This is a genomic window from Pseudomonas sp. RL_5y_Pfl2_73 (genome assembly GCF_963970515.1).
Taxonomy (GTDB): Bacteria; Pseudomonadota; Gammaproteobacteria; order Pseudomonadales; family Pseudomonadaceae; genus Aquipseudomonas.
Map to the genome: position 1 here is coordinate 62,023 of NZ_CAXAPD010000019.1, position 17,932 is coordinate 79,954.

Annotated in this window: 20 protein-coding genes; 13 read left to right on the top strand and 7 right to left on the bottom strand. The window is 62.7% G+C overall.

Annotated features, from left to right (window positions below):
- Positions 1–133: 133 nt before the first annotated feature.
- Both AACY42_RS18765 and AACY42_RS18770 read right to left on the bottom strand, forming a co-directional pair.
- Positions 134–790, bottom strand: coding sequence for a class I SAM-dependent methyltransferase (locus AACY42_RS18765; protein ID WP_339481518.1), 657 nt, complete (start codon positions 788–790; stop codon positions 134–136).
- Positions 787–1,251 (bottom strand): hypothetical protein, encoded by a 465-nt coding sequence (locus AACY42_RS18770; protein WP_339481519.1) that lies wholly within the window; start codon positions 1,249–1,251, stop codon positions 787–789. The genes AACY42_RS18765 and AACY42_RS18770 overlap by 4 nt, the downstream gene beginning before the upstream one ends.
- A gap of 127 nt (positions 1,252–1,378) precedes the next feature.
- On the opposite strand from AACY42_RS18770, the gene nrdR reads away from it, so the two are divergent.
- The 12 genes from nrdR to AACY42_RS18830 all read left to right on the top strand — a co-directional run bounded on the left by nrdR (position 1,379) and on the right by AACY42_RS18830 (position 10,268).
- Positions 1,379–1,843 carry a transcriptional regulator NrdR gene (gene nrdR, locus AACY42_RS18775; RefSeq protein ID WP_013694316.1) on the top strand — a complete coding sequence of 155 codons (465 nt, stop codon included), beginning with the start codon at positions 1,379–1,381 and terminating at the stop codon, positions 1,841–1,843.
- Complete coding sequence (ribD, locus tag AACY42_RS18780) at positions 1,840–2,973, top strand: bifunctional diaminohydroxyphosphoribosylaminopyrimidine deaminase/5-amino-6-(5-phosphoribosylamino)uracil reductase RibD (protein ID WP_339481521.1); 1,134 nt, start codon at positions 1,840–1,842, stop codon at positions 2,971–2,973. The genes nrdR and ribD overlap by 4 nt, the downstream gene beginning before the upstream one ends.
- A 46-nt stretch (positions 2,974–3,019) precedes the next feature.
- Positions 3,020–3,682, top strand: a complete 663-nt coding sequence (locus AACY42_RS18785) for a riboflavin synthase (RefSeq protein WP_339481523.1) — start codon at positions 3,020–3,022, stop codon at positions 3,680–3,682.
- Positions 3,683–3,698: 16 nt separating this feature from the next.
- On the top strand, positions 3,699–4,790 hold the full coding sequence (gene ribBA, locus AACY42_RS18790; RefSeq protein WP_339481525.1) for a bifunctional 3,4-dihydroxy-2-butanone-4-phosphate synthase/GTP cyclohydrolase II: 1,092 nt from the start codon (positions 3,699–3,701) through the stop codon (positions 4,788–4,790).
- A 320-nt stretch (positions 4,791–5,110) separates the two neighbouring features.
- Positions 5,111–5,587, top strand: coding sequence for a 6,7-dimethyl-8-ribityllumazine synthase (ribH, locus tag AACY42_RS18795; protein WP_003206025.1), 477 nt, complete (start codon positions 5,111–5,113; stop codon positions 5,585–5,587).
- Entirely contained in the window at positions 5,584–6,084 is a 501-nt protein-coding gene (nusB, locus tag AACY42_RS18800; RefSeq protein WP_003185935.1) for a transcription antitermination factor NusB, read from the top strand. The genes ribH and nusB overlap by 4 nt, the downstream gene beginning before the upstream one ends.
- A 20-nt stretch (positions 6,085–6,104) precedes the next feature.
- Complete coding sequence (thiL, locus tag AACY42_RS18805) at positions 6,105–7,070, top strand: thiamine-phosphate kinase (RefSeq protein ID WP_339481528.1); 966 nt, start codon at positions 6,105–6,107, stop codon at positions 7,068–7,070.
- Positions 7,067–7,570 (top strand): phosphatidylglycerophosphatase A family protein, encoded by a 504-nt coding sequence (locus tag AACY42_RS18810; RefSeq protein WP_339481529.1) that lies wholly within the window; start codon positions 7,067–7,069, stop codon positions 7,568–7,570. The genes thiL and AACY42_RS18810 overlap by 4 nt, the downstream gene beginning before the upstream one ends.
- A gap of 11 nt (positions 7,571–7,581) precedes the next feature.
- On the top strand, positions 7,582–8,340 hold the full coding sequence (locus tag AACY42_RS18815; protein WP_339481530.1) for a substrate-binding periplasmic protein: 759 nt from the start codon (positions 7,582–7,584) through the stop codon (positions 8,338–8,340).
- A gap of 109 nt (positions 8,341–8,449) precedes the next feature.
- Positions 8,450–9,067, top strand: a complete 618-nt coding sequence (gene ribA, locus AACY42_RS18820; RefSeq protein WP_339481532.1) for a GTP cyclohydrolase II — start codon at positions 8,450–8,452, stop codon at positions 9,065–9,067.
- The gene (locus AACY42_RS18825) at positions 9,064–9,483 is read left to right on the top strand and encodes an MFS transporter (protein ID WP_339481534.1); all 420 of its coding nucleotides are present in this window, start codon (positions 9,064–9,066) and stop codon (positions 9,481–9,483) included. The genes ribA and AACY42_RS18825 overlap by 4 nt, the downstream gene beginning before the upstream one ends.
- Entirely contained in the window at positions 9,483–10,268 is a 786-nt protein-coding gene (locus AACY42_RS18830) for a cobalamin-binding protein (RefSeq protein WP_445261538.1), read from the top strand. The genes AACY42_RS18825 and AACY42_RS18830 overlap by 1 nt, the downstream gene beginning before the upstream one ends.
- A 52-nt stretch (positions 10,269–10,320) precedes the next feature.
- On the opposite strand, the gene AACY42_RS18835 is transcribed toward AACY42_RS18830, so the two are convergent.
- The 5 genes from AACY42_RS18835 to AACY42_RS18855 form a co-directional block, all read right to left on the bottom strand.
- Entirely contained in the window at positions 10,321–12,201 is a 1,881-nt protein-coding gene (locus AACY42_RS18835; RefSeq protein WP_339481535.1) for a TonB-dependent receptor domain-containing protein, read from the bottom strand.
- A 138-nt stretch (positions 12,202–12,339) separates the two neighbouring features.
- Positions 12,340–14,238, bottom strand: coding sequence for a 1-deoxy-D-xylulose-5-phosphate synthase (gene dxs / locus AACY42_RS18840; protein WP_339481537.1), 1,899 nt, complete (start codon positions 14,236–14,238; stop codon positions 12,340–12,342).
- A gap of 115 nt (positions 14,239–14,353) precedes the next feature.
- Positions 14,354–15,241: a (2E,6E)-farnesyl diphosphate synthase gene (gene ispA, locus AACY42_RS18845; protein WP_339481539.1), complete on the bottom strand. Its 888-nt coding sequence runs from the start codon at positions 15,239–15,241 to the stop codon at positions 14,354–14,356.
- Positions 15,238–15,480: an exodeoxyribonuclease VII small subunit gene (locus AACY42_RS18850; protein ID WP_003185917.1), complete on the bottom strand. Its 243-nt coding sequence runs from the start codon at positions 15,478–15,480 to the stop codon at positions 15,238–15,240. Before AACY42_RS18850 ends, ispA begins: the two co-directional genes overlap by 4 nt.
- 248 nt (positions 15,481–15,728) lie before the next feature.
- A complete protein-coding gene (locus tag AACY42_RS18855) occupies positions 15,729–16,865 on the bottom strand; it encodes a Fic family protein (RefSeq protein WP_339481541.1) in 1,137 nt (378 codons plus the stop codon).
- A 299-nt stretch (positions 16,866–17,164) separates the two neighbouring features.
- Between AACY42_RS18855 and AACY42_RS18860 the strand changes: the two genes are divergently transcribed.
- Entirely contained in the window at positions 17,165–17,923 is a 759-nt protein-coding gene (locus AACY42_RS18860) for a YfaP family protein (RefSeq protein WP_339481587.1), read from the top strand.
- Positions 17,924–17,932 lie beyond the last annotated feature (9 nt).

The following is a 17,932-nucleotide window of genomic DNA, read 5'->3' on the forward strand; positions in this document are numbered from 1 at the left end:
TCTTTCGTCTTGTTCGGTCTGGTAGGACACCTTCGCGAACAAGCCCGCTTCCACATTGGATTGGCGGTGTACACGAATTTTGTATCCACAGGAGATCGACTGTGGGAGCGGGCTTGCTCGCGAAGCTTTTATCCTAGCCGCGCCGCGCGTGGTACAGGCTCACATGCCGAAACTCCTCCGGTTCGGCCAGGTCCGGCAAGGTCATGGCCTGGAGCATTTCGATGCGTCGGTACAGCGGATGCTGGAAATCCCGCACCCGGGAATCGGCCACCAACGCCTCACGGCCACGGCTGAGAAATTGATCGAGCAGCGGCAGGTTGGCCCGGTCGTAGAGCACGTCGGCGACCAGGATCAGGTCGAAGCGATCAGCCTCGGCGAAGAAATCCGTCGAATAACCCAGCGCCACGCCATTGAGTACGGCATTGGCCTGGCACGCGGCAATCGCCAGTGGGTCCAGGTCGCAGGCCACCACCTCCAGCGCCCCAGCCTTGACCGCTGCGATGCCCGCCACGCCGGAGCCGGCGCCAAAATCCAATATGCGCTTGCCCTCGACCCGCTGCGGCTGTTCGGCCAGATAGCGCGCCATCGCCAGACCGCTGGCCCAACAGAAGCTCCAATAGGGCGGCTCGTGGAGAATGCGGCGGGTTTCATCCGGGCTGAAGGCACGGTCCATGTTGTCGCCGTCGATCAGCCACAATTTCAAGTCAACGCCGGGTAGCGGGCAGGCCACCAGGCGCGCGTCGCCCAGCAACTCACTCAACGCCCGTTGCAGGTCTTGCGGTGCACTCATGGCGCTTTGACGAATTGCAGGGTGCCCAGTGCCTGGGTGGTCGGTTGGCTGATGCGTCGTTCCGGCAGGTGCAGGATCAACTGGCCCGACTGGCTGGCGCGGCCACGCAGCTCCACGCGGGCGCCGACCGGGAAGGCATCAGGGTTGAAACGCACGTGGAAGGGCAGGGCCTGGTTGGTGCCGATCAGGCTGGAGCTGGCGAGCAATTTCTGCGGACGGCCCTTGTCATCGATCACCAGCAACGCCAGTTCGACCTCGGCCCCGGCCGGGATGCCGTGCAAGATGCCGCTCAATTCGCGTTGATACGCTGGCAGCGGCCCCAGCTCGACCGCCTGTCGGGCTTTTTCCTGGGCCTGTTTCGGCGCGGGGGGCGGTGCGGGGGCAGCGGGCTTGGGTGCGTCGCTGCTGCACGCCATCAGCAGGCTGAAAAGACTGAGCAAAACGAGCGATCGTAGCGGCATGTGTGGCTCCTGCAAGGTGAATTCCATGGATCTGGCGGTAGGCCCGTCTATATACCGTAAACCCTATGGCTTGTCTTGCCAGTGGGATGCGCTACCATGGCCCTCCCTTTTTTTGTTGCCTGCCACCATGCACTGTCCCTTCTGCGGTGCCAACGACACCAAGGTCATCGACTCGCGACTGGTCGCCGAGGGCGAACAAGTCCGCCGCCGCCGCGAATGCCTGGCTTGCGGCGAACGTTTCACGACGTTCGAGACCGCTGAACTGGTGTTGCCGCGCCTGATCAAAACCGACGGCAGCCGCCAGCCGTTCGATGAAGAAAAACTGCGCGCCGGCATGCAGCGCGCCCTGGAAAAACGCCCGGTGAGCGTCGAGCGCCTGGAAGCGGCGCTGGTGCACATCAAGCACAAGCTGCGGGCGACCGGCGAGCGCGAGGTCAAATCCCTGGTGGTCGGTGAGCTGGTGATGGCCGAGCTGCAGAAGCTCGATGAAGTCGCCTACATCCGTTTCGCCTCGGTGTACCGGCGCTTCCAGGACCTGAACGAGTTCCGCGAAGAAATCGACCGCCTGGCCCGCGAACCGGTGAAAGAATGACCGCCTCGGCGCAGCAGGCCATCCTCGACGCCCACTACATGGCCCGTGCCCTGGAGTTGGCGCGGCGCGGTCACTACACCACTCACCCCAATCCCCGGGTCGGTTGCGTGATCGTGTGTGACGGGCAGATTGTCGGCGAAGGCTGGCACATCCGCGCCGGTGAACCCCATGCCGAAGTCCATGCCCTGCGCGCCGCTGGCGAACAGGCGCGCGGCGCCACAGCCTACGTGACCCTTGAACCGTGCAGCCATCACGGGCGTACGCCGCCTTGTGCCGATGCGCTGGTCAACGCCGGTGTGGCGCGGGTGGTGGCGGCGATGCAGGACCCCAACCCGGAAGTCGCCGGGCGCGGCCTGCAACGGCTGGCCCAGGCCGGTATCGCCACCGAAAGCGGCGTGCTGGAGGGCGAAGCACGCCAGCTCAATGAAGGTTTTCTCAAGCGCATGGAGCAGGGCCTGCCGTTCGTGCGGGTCAAGCTCGCCATGAGCCTCGATGGTCGCACCGCCATGGAAAGCGGCGAAAGCCAGTGGATCACCGGCGCCGCCGCACGCGCGGCGGTCCAACGCCTGCGCGCCCAGGCCAGCGTGGTACTGACCGGTGCCGACACGGTGCTGGCGGACAACGCCCGGCTGACCGTGCGCGCCGACGAACTGGGGCTCGATGCCGAGCAGACCGCGTTGGCCATGAGCCGTCCGCCGCTGCGGGTGCTGGTGGACGGGCGCCTGCGAGTGCCGCTGGATGCCGCGTTTTTCAAGGCTGGCCCGGCGTTGGTCGCTACCTGCATGGCGGTGGAAGAACAATACGCCAACGGTCCTGAATGCATGATCGTGGCGGGCGATGACGGCCAGGTCGATCTGCATCACCTGCTGGTGGAGCTGGCTGGCCGTGGCGTCAACGAGGTGCTGGTGGAAGCCGGTCCGCGCCTGGCGGGGGCTTTCGCCCGGCAAGGGCTGGTCGACGAGTTCCAGATTTTCATCGCCGGCAAGTTCCTCGGTTCTTCGGCGCGGCCGCTGTTGGACTGGCCGCTGGCGCAGATGAAAGACGCCCCGCAGCTGAAAATCACCGAAATCCGCGCCGTGGGCGATGACTGGCGAGTCATCGCCGTTCCCGTTGCGCAGGCGAGCGTATAATTCCCGGCTTTCGCGCAAGCGGTGGCCCGTTCTCGAGGAGGACTCCATGTTTACCGGCATCATCGAATCCATCGGCAGCATCCGTGCACTCACCCCCAAGGGCGGCGATGTGCGGGTCTACGTCGAAACCGGCAAGCTCGACCTGAGCGACGTCAAGTTGGGCGACAGCATCGCGGTAAACGGCGTGTGCCTGACGGCCGTCGAATTGCCAGGCAACGGCTTCCTGGCGGACGTCAGCCGCGAAACCCTCGACTGCACGGCCATGAACGACCTCAAGAGCGGCAGCCCGGTTAACCTGGAAAAAGCCCTGACCCCCACCACTCGCTTGGGTGGGCACCTGGTCAGCGGCCACGTGGACGGCGTCGGCGAAGTGGTCTCGCGCACTGATAACGCCCGGGCCGTGGAGTTTCGCATCCGTGCGCCGAAGGCATTGGCCAAGTACATCGCCCATAAAGGCTCGATCACCGTCGACGGCACCAGCCTGACGGTCAACGCGGTGGATGGCGCCGAATTCCTGCTGACGATCATTCCCCACACCTTGAGCGAAACCATCATGGCCGCGTATCGGCCAGGTCGCCGGGTCAACCTGGAAGTCGACTTGCTGGCCCGTTACCTGGAGCGCCTGCTGTTGGGCGAAAAGGCCGCAGAGCCTGCCTCGGGTAACATCACTGAAAGTTTTCTGGCCGCCAACGGCTACCTAAAATCCTGACCCAAGGGGGTGCCGCGTGGCGCTCAATAGCATCGAAGAACTGGTTGAAGACATCCGCCAAGGCAAGATGGTCATCCTCATGGATGACGAAGACCGCGAGAACGAAGGCGACCTGATCATGGCCGCCGAATGCTGCAAGGCCGAACACATCAACTTCATGGCCAAGCACGCCCGTGGGCTGATCTGCATGCCGATGACCCGCGAACGCTGCGAGCTGCTGAAACTGCCGCTGATGGCGCCGCGCAATGGTTCGGGTTTCGGCACCAAGTTCACCGTGTCCATCGAGGCCGCCGAAGGCGTGACCACCGGGATCTCTGCGGCTGATCGTGCACGCACCGTGCAGGCTGCCGCCGCGAAAGACGCCAAGGCCGAAGACATCGTTAGCCCCGGTCACATCTTCCCGCTGATGGCCCAGGCCGGTGGCACCCTGGCCCGTGCCGGTCACACCGAAGCAGCATGCGACCTGGCGCGCATGGCCGGTTTCGAAGCCAGCGGCGTGATCTGCGAAGTGATGAACGACGACGGCACCATGTCCCGTCGTGCGGAGCTGGAAGCCTTCGCCGCCGAACACAACATCAAGATTGGCACCATCGCCGACCTGATCCACTACCGGATGATCCACGAGCGTACCGTTCAGCGGATTGCCGAGCAGCCACTGGACAGCGAACTGGGCCAGTTCAACCTGGTGACCTACCGCGACTCGGTGGAAGGTGACGTGCACATGGCGCTGACCCTGGGCACCGTGTGCGCCGAAGAACCGACCCTGGTGCGTGTGCACAACATGGACCCACTGCGCGACCTGCTGATGGTCAAGCAACCTGGCCGCTGGAGCCTGCGGGCCGCCATGGCTGCGGTGGCCGAGGCGGGCAGCGGCGTGGTGCTGCTGCTCGGGCATCCACTCGATGGCGACGTGCTGTTGGCGCACATCCGCGAAACCAGTGACCAGGCGGCGGTAAAAAAACCGACTACCTACAGCATTGTCGGTGCCGGTTCGCAGATCCTTCGTGACTTGGGCGTGCGTAAAATGCGCCTGATGAGCGCACCGATGAAATTTAATGCGATATCCGGTTTCGATCTGGAAGTTGTAGAATACGTGCCCTCCGAATAATGGCCCGGAGATTTCGGCATTATTGTTCAAGGCTTGCTGATTTTATGTGGTGAGGGAGTTTGCTCCCGGCGGGTGTAGGAGCTGCCGAAGGCTGCGATTTTTTGATTTTGATCTTTCGCTTGAGATTCAAGTGTCTGGGTAAAGATCGCAGCCTCGTTGCACTCGACAGCCCCTACGACGTGGTTCGGCGGGAGTAAGTGTCCTCGCCACAACGATGTGCAAGTGAACGAGATGGCGGGATCCACAGCCCTGTATTCGTGGCTAATATCACTGAGGAGCGCGTTATAGAACGCGCTCTGGCTCTTTAAGAGATCTGACGAATGACCCTGAAGACCATCGAAGGTACCTTCATCGCCCCCAAAGGCCGCTACGCTCTGGTAGTAGGCCGTTTCAACAGTTTCGTGGTCGAGAGCCTGGTTGGCGGTGCGGTCGATGCCCTGGTTCGCCATGGCGTGAGCGAAAGCGACATCACCATCATCCGTGCCCCTGGCGCCTTCGAAATTCCGCTGGTTGCGCAAAAAGTCGCTCAAAAGGGCGAATATGCGGCGATCATCGCCCTGGGCGCGGTCATTCGTGGCGGTACTCCGCACTTCGAATACGTGGCCGGCGAATGCACCAAGGGCCTGGCCCAAGTGTCCATGGAATTCGGCGTGCCAGTTGCTTTCGGCGTACTGACCGTTGACTCCATCGAGCAAGCCATCGAACGTTCCGGCACCAAGGCCGGTAACAAAGGTGCCGAAGCTGCCCTGTCCGCCCTGGAAATGGTAAGCCTGCTGGCGCAGTTGGAGGCCAAGTGATTAGCGACGAAAGCGATCGTTTCAACCCGCGCGATCCAAAGCCTGCGGATGCCGGCAAGCCGTCGAAAAGCGTCAAGCGCCGCGAAGCCCGTCAGCTCGCGACCCAGGCGCTGTACCAATGGCACATGGCCAAGCAATCGCTGAACGAGATCGAAGCACAGTTTCGGGTCGACAACGATTTCAGTGATGTGGACGGTGCTTACTTCCGCGAGATCCTGCACGGGGTCCCGCAGTTCAAGACTGAAATCGACACCGCACTCACGCCTTGCCTGGACCTGACCATCGAAGAGCTGGATCCGGTTGAACTGGCGGTGCTGCGCCTGTCCACCTGGGAGCTGCTCAAGCGCGTCGACGTGCCGTACCGCGTAGTGATCAACGAAGGGATCGAGCTGGCGAAAGTCTTCGGTTCCACCGATGGCCACAAGTTCGTCAACGGTGTGCTCGACAAGCTCGCCCCGCGTCTGCGTGAAGCGGAAGTGAAGGCGTTCAAGCGCTGATTGGTGAGACAGGACACTTAATGGGTGAGTTTGAGTTGATCCGTAACTACTTCGCCGCCGCGCCTTGCGCGCAGGGCCGCGAGGGCGTTGCGCTGGGGATCGGCGACGACTGCGCCTTGCTGGCCGTTCCTCCCGGGGAACAGCTGGCGGTGTCCACCGACACGCTTGTGGCCGGTGTGCATTTTCCAGACCCTTGCGACCCGTTCCTGCTCGGCCAGCGCTCGCTGGCCGTGGCGGTCAGTGACCTGGCCGCTATGGGCGCCAACCCTTTGGCCTTTACCCTTGCCCTGACCTTGCCGGCGGTGACCACCGATTGGCTGCAAGCCTATGCCTGCGGTTTGAACCAGATGGCCCAGGCCTGTGGCGTGGCGCTGGTGGGGGGGGACACCACGCGTGGCCCCCTGAGCCTGACCATGGCCGTGTTCGGCCGCGTGCCCTCCGGCCAGGCCCTGACCCGTGGCGGCGCACGCCCCGGCGACCTGCTGTGTGTCGGCGGTGAGCTGGGCAATGCCGCCGGCGCATTGCCGCTGGTGCTCGGCCAGCGCAGCGCCGAACCTGCGATTGCCGAACCGTTGCTGGCCCATTATTGGTCGCCACGTCCGCAGATCGATCTGGGCTTGGCGTTGCGGGGCAAGGCCAGCGCGGCGATGGATATTTCCGATGGCCTGCTGGCCGATTGCGGGCACATCGCCCTGGCGTCTGGGGTGGCTTTGCAGGTTGAACGGGACCGACTGCCATTGTCCAACACTCTGGTAGCGTTTCTTGGCGAGACGGATGCGGCGCAGGTCGCCCTGAGCGGCGGTGACGATTACGTGCTGTTGTTCGCCGTGCCACCGAGCCGACTGTCGGCGTTGCAGGTCGCAGGCTGGCCGATCCACGTGATCGGCAGCGTACTGGCCGGGCAAGGCGTCACGCTGGTCGACAGCGTCGGGCACAACATCACCCCGCCAGTGCGGGGCTATCAACATTTTCGGGAGACACCGTGACAGATCATCCCAACCAGGTTCCGGCAGAGTTCGTTCCACCTTCGGTCTGGCGCAATCCCTGGCATTTCCTGGCATTTGGCTTCGGTTCGGGGACTTTGCCTAAAGCCCCGGGCACCTGGGGCTCGCTGGTTGCGCTACCCTTCATACCGTTGTGGCAGATGTTGCCGGACTGGGGCTATTGGCTGATGCTGGGCATCACCATGCTGTTTGGCTTCTGGCTGTGTGGCAAAGTGGCGGACGACCTTCGGGTGCACGATCATGAAGGTATCGTCTGGGACGAAATGGTCGGCATGTGGATCACCCTGTGGCTGGTACCGGAAGGCTGGTATTGGTTGCTGGTGGGTTTTCTGGCGTTCCGTTTCTTCGATATCCTCAAGCCTTGGCCGATCCGCTGGATCGACCGGCATGTACATGGCGGTGTCGGTATCATGCTCGATGATGTGTTGGCCGGGGTTTTCGCCTGGCTGACAATGCAAGGATTGGTGTGGTGTTTCACCTGAGGGAGTCAGGCATGGGCGTAAGCCGCGCACTACTGCTGTTGCTGTGTTTAGGAGCCTGTGTGGGGGCAAGGGGGGGCGAGTCAACGCCGCTGCCTGACAAGATCCGTGCGGCCAGCGAAGAGTGGGTCGATTACACCCAGGCCGATGGCCAGGGCATGGGCTGGGACATTTTGCGCGCGGTATTCGAGCCTGAAGGCGTCAAGCTGGAGATCCGCAGCGTGCCCTACACCCGCTCGATCGGGTTGGTGCAACGTGGGGAGGTGGACGCACAGGTCGGCGCCTATCGCGATGAAACCGAAGGGCTGCTTTACCCGCATTGGTACTACGATGTCGATCACATCTATGCCCTGGGGCTGGCCTCCAAGCCGTCACCGACGCTGGCGACGATTGGCAGCTATCGACTGGTGTGGATGCGCGGGTACGAATACAACAACTACCTGCCCAACATCCGGCGTTTCAATGAAATTCACCGCGCCGTGGGTATCTTGCCGATGCTGGCCCATGATCGTGCCGATTTTTATATCGATGCGTCGATGGAAATCCGGGATGTGCTCGCCAAGGCCGACGATCCCAAGCAATTCAAACTTTCGCCGCTGATCAATTTGCCGCTGTACCTGGGCTTCGCCAACAACGAAAATGGGCGTGTGTTGCGTGCGCTGTTCGACCGGCGCATGGAAGTACTGGTGAAGAGCGGCGCGTTGAAACCGATTTTCGAGCGCTGGAAGCAACCCTATCCTTTCGACGAGCACGGCAAGCCACCGAAGCCTTGATCAAACTTATCGATGATCATTAGCGCTAATTGAGCCTAAGCGTCTGTCGGGTCGTGCTGTTACAATGCCTGCCTCTGCGAAACTTCAGTACTAGATCAGGAGCACACCGGTGCCTGTCGTTTTTGTTGCCGCTTCCAAGCTGCCAACGCCCTTTGCGCAATTCACCATGCATGGTTTTCTCGATGAAGCCACCGGCCGTGAGCACGTCGTGCTGAGCCTGGGTAATTTCGCCGACGGTACGCCGGTACTGGGCCGCCTGCATTCCGAATGCCTGACGGGCGATGCCCTGTTCAGCCAACGCTGCGATTGCGGTTCGCAACTCGAGGCCGCGTTGCAGGCCATTGCCCGTGAAGGCCGTGGTGTGTTGCTGTACCTGCGCCAGGAAGGACGTGGCATCGGCTTGTTGAACAAGATCCGCGCCTATGAACTGCAAGATGGCGGCGCCGATACCGTAGAGGCCAACGAACGCCTGGGCTTTGCGGCCGACCTGCGTGACTACAGCATTTGCTTGCCGATGCTCGAACACCTGGGTATCAAGTCCCTGCGGCTGATGACCAATAATCCGCGCAAGGTCAAGGCATTGACCGACATGGGCATCGTGGTGGCCGAGCGTGTGCCGCTGCACACCGGTCACAACCCCCACAACAAACTCTACCTGGCGACCAAGGCCAGCAAGCTCGACCACATGATGGGTAACGAGCACCAAGGCGAGGTTGACCGGGCGTGACGCGCGGTCAAGTCCGGCGGCGGCTGTCCGTCAGTTGGTGGAAATACCTGGCCCTGGCCTTGCTGCCACTGTTTGTGATCAATGCGGTGTTCGGCGAGGGCGAAGCGATTCTCCCGGTGCTGGCGATGCCGTTGTTCATAGCCGGCGTGGCGTCGATGTTTGTCAGCCTGCGATTCTTCGGGTCGTATAAACAGGCCCTGATCGCCACTCAGAAAGCCCTCGATACACCCGAAGAACCCCAGGCCTGGATCGATCTGGCGGCCCGTCGCCGCGCCGCTTTCCTGGTGGCTGGGCTACCGGCCTGGGTCGGTGCCCTGGCGGTGTTCGTGGGCCTGGAAGCGGTGCCGTTGATGCTGCTGGCTTTGTCGACCGCCGTGTTGTTCTACCTGTACCGCATCCCGCGCCAACTCGGCTGATGAGCCGCTGGCTGGCGGTCTTGCTGCTGGCCGTCAGCGCCTCGACGATGGCGGCTTCGCGGGTTGTCAGCCTCGCGCCGTCGTTGTCGGAAATCGTCGTTGAACTGGGCTCTGCCGACCTCTTGGTGGGCGTGCTGGATGGCGGTGATCGTCCCCCAATCCTTAAAAACCTGCCTTCCGTAGGGCGTTACGGCCAACTGGACATGGAGCGCTTGCTCAGCCTCAAGCCCGACCTGCTCCTGCTCTGGCCGGGCAGTGTCGGCCCGGCCCAGCGCGAGCAGCTCAAGGGCTTGGGCATCCCCATTTATGCCGCTGAGCCCCGTAGCTTCGACCACCTCATCACACAAATTGAAAACATTGCCATGCAGCTCGGCCGTCCGGAACGGGGTGCCCAACAGGCGGCGCAGTTGCGTGTGCGACTTGAGGCGTTACGCCAGCGCTATCGACGGGACCCGCCGTTGCCGGTGTTCTACCAAGTCTGGGACCGGCCGCTGTACACCGTCGGGGGCGGGCAGATCATCAGTGATGCGCTGGCGGTGTGCGGGGCTTACAACGTCTTTGCCGACCTGAGCGTGCCAGCTCCGCAGGTGAGCGTGGAAGCGGTGTTGCAACGCAATCCGCAGGTCATCCTCGCCACGGAACAGGCGCAACTCGACGCCTGGAAAACCTGGCCGGTGGCACAGGGGCGATTGTTGCTGGTCAATGACAAGGGGTTGGAGCGGCCCAGTGGGCAGATGGTCGAGGCGACGGCCCGGTTGTGTGAGTTGATTGCGCCAGACCGGTAGACCGCGGTGCCTGATTCGCGAGCAGGCCAGTCCAGGCGCTACAGATTCTGGATCAGAGAGAGGGCGTCCAAGTCACCCCAAGCAACCACGCCCGACCTTCTTCCCGATACCCATACTGCTGACCCTCATGGCTATACAGTGCCCGGCTGTAAGCCTTGTCCAACAGGTTATCCACCTTCATCTCCAGCTTAACCTCCCGGGTCAGCGCCCAATTGCCGCGCAACCCGAGCAGGGCATAGCCGCCCAGGGGGTTGCGATTGTTTTCATCGTCGTAGCTGCCACTCACCGCTTGCCAGGTGACGCCCAGGCCCAAGCGGTCGAATTGCCGGTCCAGGTCCAGGCTCAAGGTCCGCCGGGCGCGGCGCGCCAGGGTGTGGCCGCTGTCGCGGTCGCGTGGGTCGATGATGGCCAGGCCCAGGTTGCCCTGCCAGCCGAACACATCCTGCTGGTAGGCCGTCTCAAAACCGTTGATCCGCGCCGAGGCAACGTTCTGCGGGCGTGAGTTGCTGCCAAAGATGATCGCGTCTTCCAGGTCCGTTCGGTACAGCGAGGTCTCCAGGCGGGCGCTCTCGCTCAGTTGGCTGCGCCATTGCAGTTCGTAGCTTTTTGCCGTCTCGGGTTTCAGGTCGGGGTTGCTGAAGTCCGGGTAGTACAGGTCGTTGAAGGTCGGCGCGCGGAAGCTTTCGCTGTAGGTCAGCAACAGGTCGTTGTCCGGATTGATCGGCAGGGTGAGGGTGCCGCTCCAACTGTTCTGGCCGCCAAACTGCTGATTCTGGTCGCGACGCAGGCCCAGTTCGGTGGAGAACGTTTCGGCCTGGAAGCGGTGCTGGATGAACGCGGCACGATTCCAGCGGCTGTCTTCGTCGAACGGCGTACTGCTGTTGATCCGGTCCTGATACCCGTCGCCACCGACGATCAGACTGTTGCGCTCGTCCAGCGTCACGTCGTTCTGCCAGGTCACGGAATCGCGGTAGGTGTTAAACACGTCGCGGACGTCGCTGAGCTTGTCGAAGGTTTTTTCACGGTTCTCGCTGTGGCCCAGTTCCAGGCGTGACTTCCAGGCTTCGTTTATTCGCCCGTCCACATAGGCGCTGAAGCTACTCACCGCAAACTCGCTGTAGGGTTGCTGGGGCAAGGATTTGAAGGTGGCCGGGTCAAAGCGGCCGAACGGGTTGTCGTATTCGCTTTTGCCGCGGTTATCCAGCAGGTTCAGGCCGACTTCCAGGTCATCGCTGGCCGCATGGCTCAAGCTCAGGCTGAAAGACTGGTTGCGGTTGGCATCGTCGTCGCGGTCGCTGGCGTAGGACTCGTGGGTCCGATTGCTTGCGGCGCTTTCGTCGAGGCTGGCGCCGAGGTTGAAGCGGGTCTGGTCGTCGCCGCCGGACAGGCTCAGGCTGCGTTCCCGGGTCTGATGGCTGCCGACACCCACATGCAGGCGCGGTTGCAGGCCTTGCTCGTTGCCGCGACGGGTGAAAATCTGAATGATGCCACCCACCGCATCGGCACCGTAGATCACCGAGCGCGAACCGCGCAGTACTTCCACGCGCTCGATCTGGTTGATGTTCAGGCGCTGCAGGTTGCTGTCGCCGGAGCTGGCACTGGCGATGCGCTGGCCGTCCACCAGCACTAGGCTCTGGGCCGATTTAGTGCCGCGAATGTAAATCCCCGGCAGGCTGCCGCGCCCACCCAGCGGTGCCACCTGCACGCCTGGCACGCGGCTGAGCAAGTCAGTGACACTGGCCGCCTGCAAGCGATCGATGTCGTCGCGGGTGAACACGGTATTGGCGGCGCTGCTGTCGTTGCGGGCCTCGATCTGGCGGTTGGCGCTGATCACGATGTCGGGCAACTTCAGGGCCTGGTCGCGCTCGAAGGTGTCGGCCAGCAGGTCGGGGGCGGGTAGCAGGGAGAGGGCGAGGGCGAGGCGCAGTTTCATGGGGGTCCAATCATGCTTGATTCACACATAACCGGTGTGGGCGAGCTTGCTCGCGATAGCAGTGTGTCAGCCAATGGAATATTGACGGATCTACCGCTATCGCGAGCAAGCTCCCACAGGGGCTTGTGTTGGCTGAACTTACAGCCCCAACAGCTGCAACCGCTGGCGCACCGCCGCTTCGATCCCCACTTCGTCCAGCCCGCATTCGGCCAGCATCTGCGCCGGCTTGGCGTGTTCGACGTAGAGGTCCGGCAAGCCCAGGTGCAGCACGGACTTGAGTATGCTCTCTCGCGCCAGGAATTCGCTGACCGCCGCGCCGGCACCGCCCATGATGGCGTTTTCCTCAATGGTCACCAGCAGGTCATGACTGTTGGCCATTTCGCGCACCAAGGCTTCGTCCAGGGGTTTGACGAAACGCATGTCCACCACGGTGGCGTCCAGGGTATCGGCGACTTTCAAGGCCTCGGCCAGTTGCACGCCGAACACCAGCAGGGCGGTTTGTTTGCCCTGGCGGCGGATCACGCCCTTGCCGATCTCGATGGGTTCGAGGTCGGTCGAGATCGTCGCGTTCGGGCCGCTACCACGCGGGTAGCGCACCGCTGCCGGGCCATTGAACAGGTGGCCGGTGGTGAGCATCTTGCGCAGCTCGTTTTCATCACTCGGGGTCATCACCAGCATGCCGGGGATGCAGCGCAGGAAAGACAGGTCGAAGCTGCCGGCGTGGGTCGGGCCGTCTTCGCCCACCAGGCCGGCGCGGTCGATGGCGAACAGCACGTCGAGGTTCTGTACGGCCACGTCATGAATCAGTTGGTCGTAGGCCCGTTGCAAGAACGTCGAATAGATCGCCACCACCGGCTTGGCGCCTTCACAGGCCATACCGGCGGCGAGGGTCACAGCGTGCTGCTCGGCAATTGCCACGTCGAAATAGCGTTGCGGGTAGCGTTCGCTGAAGGCCACCAGGTCCGAGCCTTCCTTCATTGCCGGGGTGATGCCCACCAGGCGTGGGTCGGCGGCGGCCATGTCGCACAGCCATTGGCCGAAGACGCCGGAGTACTTCGGTCCACCGGCCTTTTTCGGTGCGGCCGCCGGAGCGTCCAGGGGTTCGAGCTTGGTGATGGCGTGGTAGCCGATCGGGTCGACTTCCGCCGGGGCGAAGCCTTTGCCTTTTTTGGTGACCACGTGCAGGAACTGCGGGCCCTTGAGATCGCGCATGTTGCGCAGGGTGGCGATCAGCGTGGGCAGGTCGTGGCCGTCGATCGGGCCGATGTAGTTCCAGCCCAGTTCTTCGAACAGCGTGCCAGGGACCAGCATGCCCTTGGCGTATTCTTCGGTGCGGCGGGCGATTTCCCAGGCCCCGGGCAGGCGCGACAGCACTTTCTTGCTGCCTTCGCGCATGCTGGCGTAGGTGCGGCTGGAGAGGATCTTTGCCAGGTAGTTGGACAACCCGCCGACATTGCGCGAGATCGACATGTCGTTGTCGTTGAGGATCACCAGCATGTTGGCGTCGACTTCCGGCGCGTGGTTCAGCGCCTCGAAGGCCATGCCCGCCGTCAGTGCGCCGTCGCCGATCACGGCAATGGCCTTGCGCTCGCTGTTTTGCAGGCGGGCGGCAATCGCCATGCCCAGGGCGGCGCTGATGGAGGTGCTGGAGTGGCCGACGCCAAAGGTGTCGTATTCGCTCTCGGAGCGACGCGGGAAGGCGGCGATACCGTCCTTCTGACGCAGCGTGCCCATGCGCTCGCGACGGCCGGTGAGGATCTTGTGCGGGTAGGCCTGGTGCCCAACGTCCCAGACCAGCCGGTCGTCCGGGGTGTCGAACACGTAATGCAACGCGATCGTCAGTTCGATGACGCCCAGGCCCGCGCCGAAGTGCCCACCGGTCTGGCCGACCGTGTAGAGCAACTCCAGGCGCAACTCATCGGCCAGGGTTTCCAGCTCGGCTTCACCCAGGCGACGCAGGCCGGCCGGCGTGTTGGCGCGGTCCAGCAGGGGCGTGGTCGGGCGCTTGCGGGGAATCTCTTGAAACGTCGTGGGCATCAGGCGAATCGTTATAGGTATAGAAAGAGGCGGCAGTTTACCTTATGGATCGCAAGCTGCCCACGCGTTGGCCGGAACTTGGCCGATACGCACTTATGAAAGGGGTGAGCTTGTATCAGTTGCGTCGTTCGACGATATATCGCGCCAAGTCGCGCAACGGTTCGGCCGCCGCGTCAAAGGGTCGCAGCGCGGCCAGGGCCTGGTCGCGCAACTCCAGTGCATAGGCCTTGGCGGCGTCGAGGCCGAGCAGGGCCGGGTAGGTCGGCTTGTCGCGGGCGATGTCGGCGCCCTGGCGTTTGCCCAGGGTCTGGGTATCGCTTTCGACGTCGAGGATGTCGTCCTGCACCTGGAACGCCAGGCCGATAGCCCGGGCGTAGGTCTGCAAGGCTTGCAACTGGGCGGGCGTGGCGCGGCCGCTGGCCAGGGCACCGAGCCGGACGCTGGCCTCGATCAAGGCGCCGGTCTTGTGCCGGTGCATGTATTCCAGGGCGCTCTGGTCCAGCTTCAGGCCCACTGAGCCCAAATCGATGGCCTGGCCGCCGACCATTCCGGCAGGGCCTGCCGCCAGCGCCAGGGCGCTGACCATGTCCAGGCGAACCTGGGCCGGGCAATCGCTCAGGGCCGGGTCCAGCAGGGCGCTGAAGGCCAGGCTCTGCAAGCCGTCGCCGGCCAGGATCGCGCAGGCTTCGTCGAATTGCTTGTGGGTGGTGGGCTGGCCGCGACGCAGGTCGTCGTCGTCCATGGCCGGTAAATCGTCGTGCACCAGCGAATACGCATGGATCAGTTCCACCGCACAGGCGGCGCCGTTGGCCTGCTCGGCCCGGCCGCCCAAGGCTTCGCACGCGGCGTAGGCCAACAGCGGCCGCACACGCTTGCCGCCGTTCATCACGCTGTAGCGCATGGCTTCGTACAGGCGCGCCAGTTCCGGGCTCGGGGCGCTGAACAAGCTATCCAATGCAGCGTTGACCCGGGCCTGGCTGCTGGCCTGATAGGCGCCGATCATTCAGGCTGTTCCGCGTCGAAAGGCTCTTCGGTCAGCTCACCGTCACGTTCGAGCAGCAATTGCACTTTCTGCTCGGCCTGGGCCAGCGCCGCCTGGCAATCGCGAGTCAAGCCGATACCCTGCTCGAAGGCGGTCAGCGAGTCTTCCAGCGACAGTTCGCCGTTCTCCAGGCGTTCGACCAGCGTTTGCAGGTCGGCCAGAGATTGTTCGAAATCCAGTGCAGCTTTTTTACGGGCCATGGCGGCTATTCCGGTTGACTGTTAAACCGGCGCGACACTAGCAGACATGGGGGGTTCGGGCAAATCAGGACCGCCGGGCGTCACCCCGATCAGCAAGGATGTCGGAACCTGTGGCGAGGGGATTTATCCCCGCTGGGTTGCGAAGCAGCCCTAAAAGCTGACACCTCGGAGTGTCAGCTGGATTGAGTCCTCAGCTTTGGGGTCGCTTCGCAACCCAGCGGGGATAAATCCCCTCGCCACAAATGATCTCAATCAGCGGGATAGTTGATTCGGTAACGGGTGCTGCGCCCGCCGCCGGGCATCCGCTCCAGGCAACCTTTCTCCAGCAGTTCCGCCAGGTGTCGCGTTGCTGTCGCCTTGGAGACCTTGGCCACGGCTTGATATTGAGCGGCGCTGATCCCCTGCCCGAAGCCTTTTTCGCCGCCATCGAGCAACCGGTTCAGCACTTTGGACTGTTCAGGCGTGAGTGCCGAAGCGCGATGGGCCTGCCAGAATCGGGTCTTGCCCAGCACGCTTTCGATCTGTGTCATCGCTTTATGCAGGCTGCGCAACAGTGTCTGCAGGAACCAAGTCAGCCAGCCGGTGATATCCAGCGTGGCTTTCTGGCTGTTTTCCAGGATTCGGTAATAACCGGCGCGGTCGTCCAGGATGCTCACGGACATGGCGTAGAAACGGATCGCCTGAGCCTCACCCTGGGCCAATGCCAAATCGGTCAGGGTGCGGGTCAGGCGACCATTGCCATCGTCGAATGGATGCAGGGTAACAAACCAGAAATGAGCAATGCCGGCACGCAGTAGCGGATCGAGGCTGGCCTGATGGCGACTGGCTTCGAACCAGTCGACGAACGTTTGCAATTGCTGTTCAAGGCCCTGGCGAGGCGGCGCCTCGAAGTGAACGATAGGTCGGTCCAGCCTGCCCGAAACCACTAGCATCGGTTCGTCACCGCGCAGCGCGCCTACGCGGATCTGTCGATAGGCAAGATCGCTTGTTTGATCAGGAAACAACCACTCGTGCCATTCCAGCAAACGTTCGACCGTCAGGGGCTGGTTGAAGTGCCGGGTCGCGTCCAGCAACAGGTTCGCCAAGCCTTCGCTGCGTTGGCTGACCGGCGTGTCGTCGACGTGCTCGAGGCCCAGGCGGCGAGCGAGGGACGAGCGCACCGAGTCGACATTCAATTGTTCTCCTTCGATAGCCGAAGAGGTCACGATGTTTTGCAGCAAGGCATCCAGTTCGTTCTGGGCACTGAGCGAAGCCGTGACCGCGCCCGTCATGCCGAGCAATTGACCTTGTGTCTGCACGCATTCGCGTAGCAGGGGTGCCAATGCTTCAGCTTGCCAGCGGAAGTCGGGCCAGTCGGGCTGTTGCCAGATCCAATGGGGTGTCATGCGCCTGTCCAAAGATGAATGAGCCGAATAATAGCGCTATTCGGCTCATTTTGTGAGCCGAATAAGCCCTCTATTCGGCTCACGCCCCCCTCAGTACGTGATTTCCCACACAGAATCGCGCGTTCCCCGATTGTGAAAAAACCGTCAAATCGATACTCTTCGCGCCATCTACGGCCCCCTTGCGACGGGGCCTTCAGACGAAACCCGAATAATGACAAGCAGCGCTGAGGATTGGCGCCGGGTTGCGTCATGCATGGCAGGAGGCATACGTGCGTTTTCTTTCTTTATTGATCGTGCTAATGGCCGCGCCGTTGGCGTGGGCGCATCCTTCTGCCGAGATGTCGGAGCCAGTGGGCGGCTGGCGTTATAGCGGCTTGCTCGACCGCACCGAAAACCCGCAAGTCGCCTATCCCACACCGCCCATCGACCGGGGCGTGCAGCGCAACCGTACGATGATCGAGGGCCGGCTCAAGGCCATGGGCACGGCTCGCCAGCCCCACAGCCTGGCGGTCAACGGCAATCCACTGAATCTCTATACCGACGACGAGGGGCGTTTCGCCCGGCCGTATGCGTTCGGCGCCGGCTCCAACAGCGTCGAGGTACGCAGTTCTGAAGGCCAGTCCCTCAAGCGCGTGCAATTCTATGAAGCCAACAACCTGCGCACCCCGGCGCAGATCCGCGTGGTGCTGGGCTGGGACGATCCGAAAGCCGAACTCGATCTGCATATCGTCACGCCCGACGGCCAACATGCGTTCTTCGGCCAGCCGGCGCTGAGCAACGGCGGCGGTCTCGATCCGGATGGCGTCGATGGCCCCGGCCCTGAAATGTTCACCATGACCGCGCCGATGCACGGCACTTACCTGGTTTACGTGAACTATTGGGGCAACTACGGCAGCGGCGGCTACAACTTCGATGAGGCCAGCAACCAGAACGAGGTGATCACCTCGCAGATCAACCTGGTGCTCAACGAAAACACGGTCGATGAAAAACGCGAGACCTTTGTCGTGCCCCTGCGCGCCATTGGCGATCTGTTGCTGGTAAAGACTTTCAACTACTAACGCTCCACG

Coding starts and splice junctions, on each gene's coding strand:
- AACY42_RS18765 (WP_339481518.1), bottom strand. CDS start 790: ATGAGTGCACCGCAAGACCTGCAACGGGCGTTGAGTGAGTTGCTGGGC.
- AACY42_RS18770 (WP_339481519.1), bottom strand. CDS start 1,251: ATGCCGCTACGATCGCTCGTTTTGCTCAGTCTTTTCAGCCTGCTGATG.
- nrdR (WP_013694316.1), top strand. CDS start 1,379: ATGCACTGTCCCTTCTGCGGTGCCAACGACACCAAGGTCATCGACTCG.
- ribD (WP_339481521.1), top strand. CDS start 1,840: ATGACCGCCTCGGCGCAGCAGGCCATCCTCGACGCCCACTACATGGCC.
- AACY42_RS18785 (WP_339481523.1), top strand. CDS start 3,020: ATGTTTACCGGCATCATCGAATCCATCGGCAGCATCCGTGCACTCACC.
- ribH (WP_003206025.1), top strand. CDS start 5,111: ATGACCCTGAAGACCATCGAAGGTACCTTCATCGCCCCCAAAGGCCGC.
- thiL (WP_339481528.1), top strand. CDS start 6,105: ATGGGTGAGTTTGAGTTGATCCGTAACTACTTCGCCGCCGCGCCTTGC.
- AACY42_RS18815 (WP_339481530.1), top strand. CDS start 7,582: ATGGGCGTAAGCCGCGCACTACTGCTGTTGCTGTGTTTAGGAGCCTGT.
- AACY42_RS18830 (WP_445261538.1), top strand. CDS start 9,483: ATGAGCCGCTGGCTGGCGGTCTTGCTGCTGGCCGTCAGCGCCTCGACG.
- AACY42_RS18835 (WP_339481535.1), bottom strand. CDS start 12,201: ATGAAACTGCGCCTCGCCCTCGCCCTCTCCCTGCTACCCGCCCCCGAC.
- dxs (WP_339481537.1), bottom strand. CDS start 14,238: ATGCCCACGACGTTTCAAGAGATTCCCCGCAAGCGCCCGACCACGCCC.
- ispA (WP_339481539.1), bottom strand. CDS start 15,241: ATGATCGGCGCCTATCAGGCCAGCAGCCAGGCCCGGGTCAACGCTGCA.
- AACY42_RS18850 (WP_003185917.1), bottom strand. CDS start 15,480: ATGGCCCGTAAAAAAGCTGCACTGGATTTCGAACAATCTCTGGCCGAC.
- AACY42_RS18855 (WP_339481541.1), bottom strand. CDS start 16,865: ATGACACCCCATTGGATCTGGCAACAGCCCGACTGGCCCGACTTCCGC.
- AACY42_RS18860 (WP_339481587.1), top strand. CDS start 17,165: ATGGCCGCGCCGTTGGCGTGGGCGCATCCTTCTGCCGAGATGTCGGAG.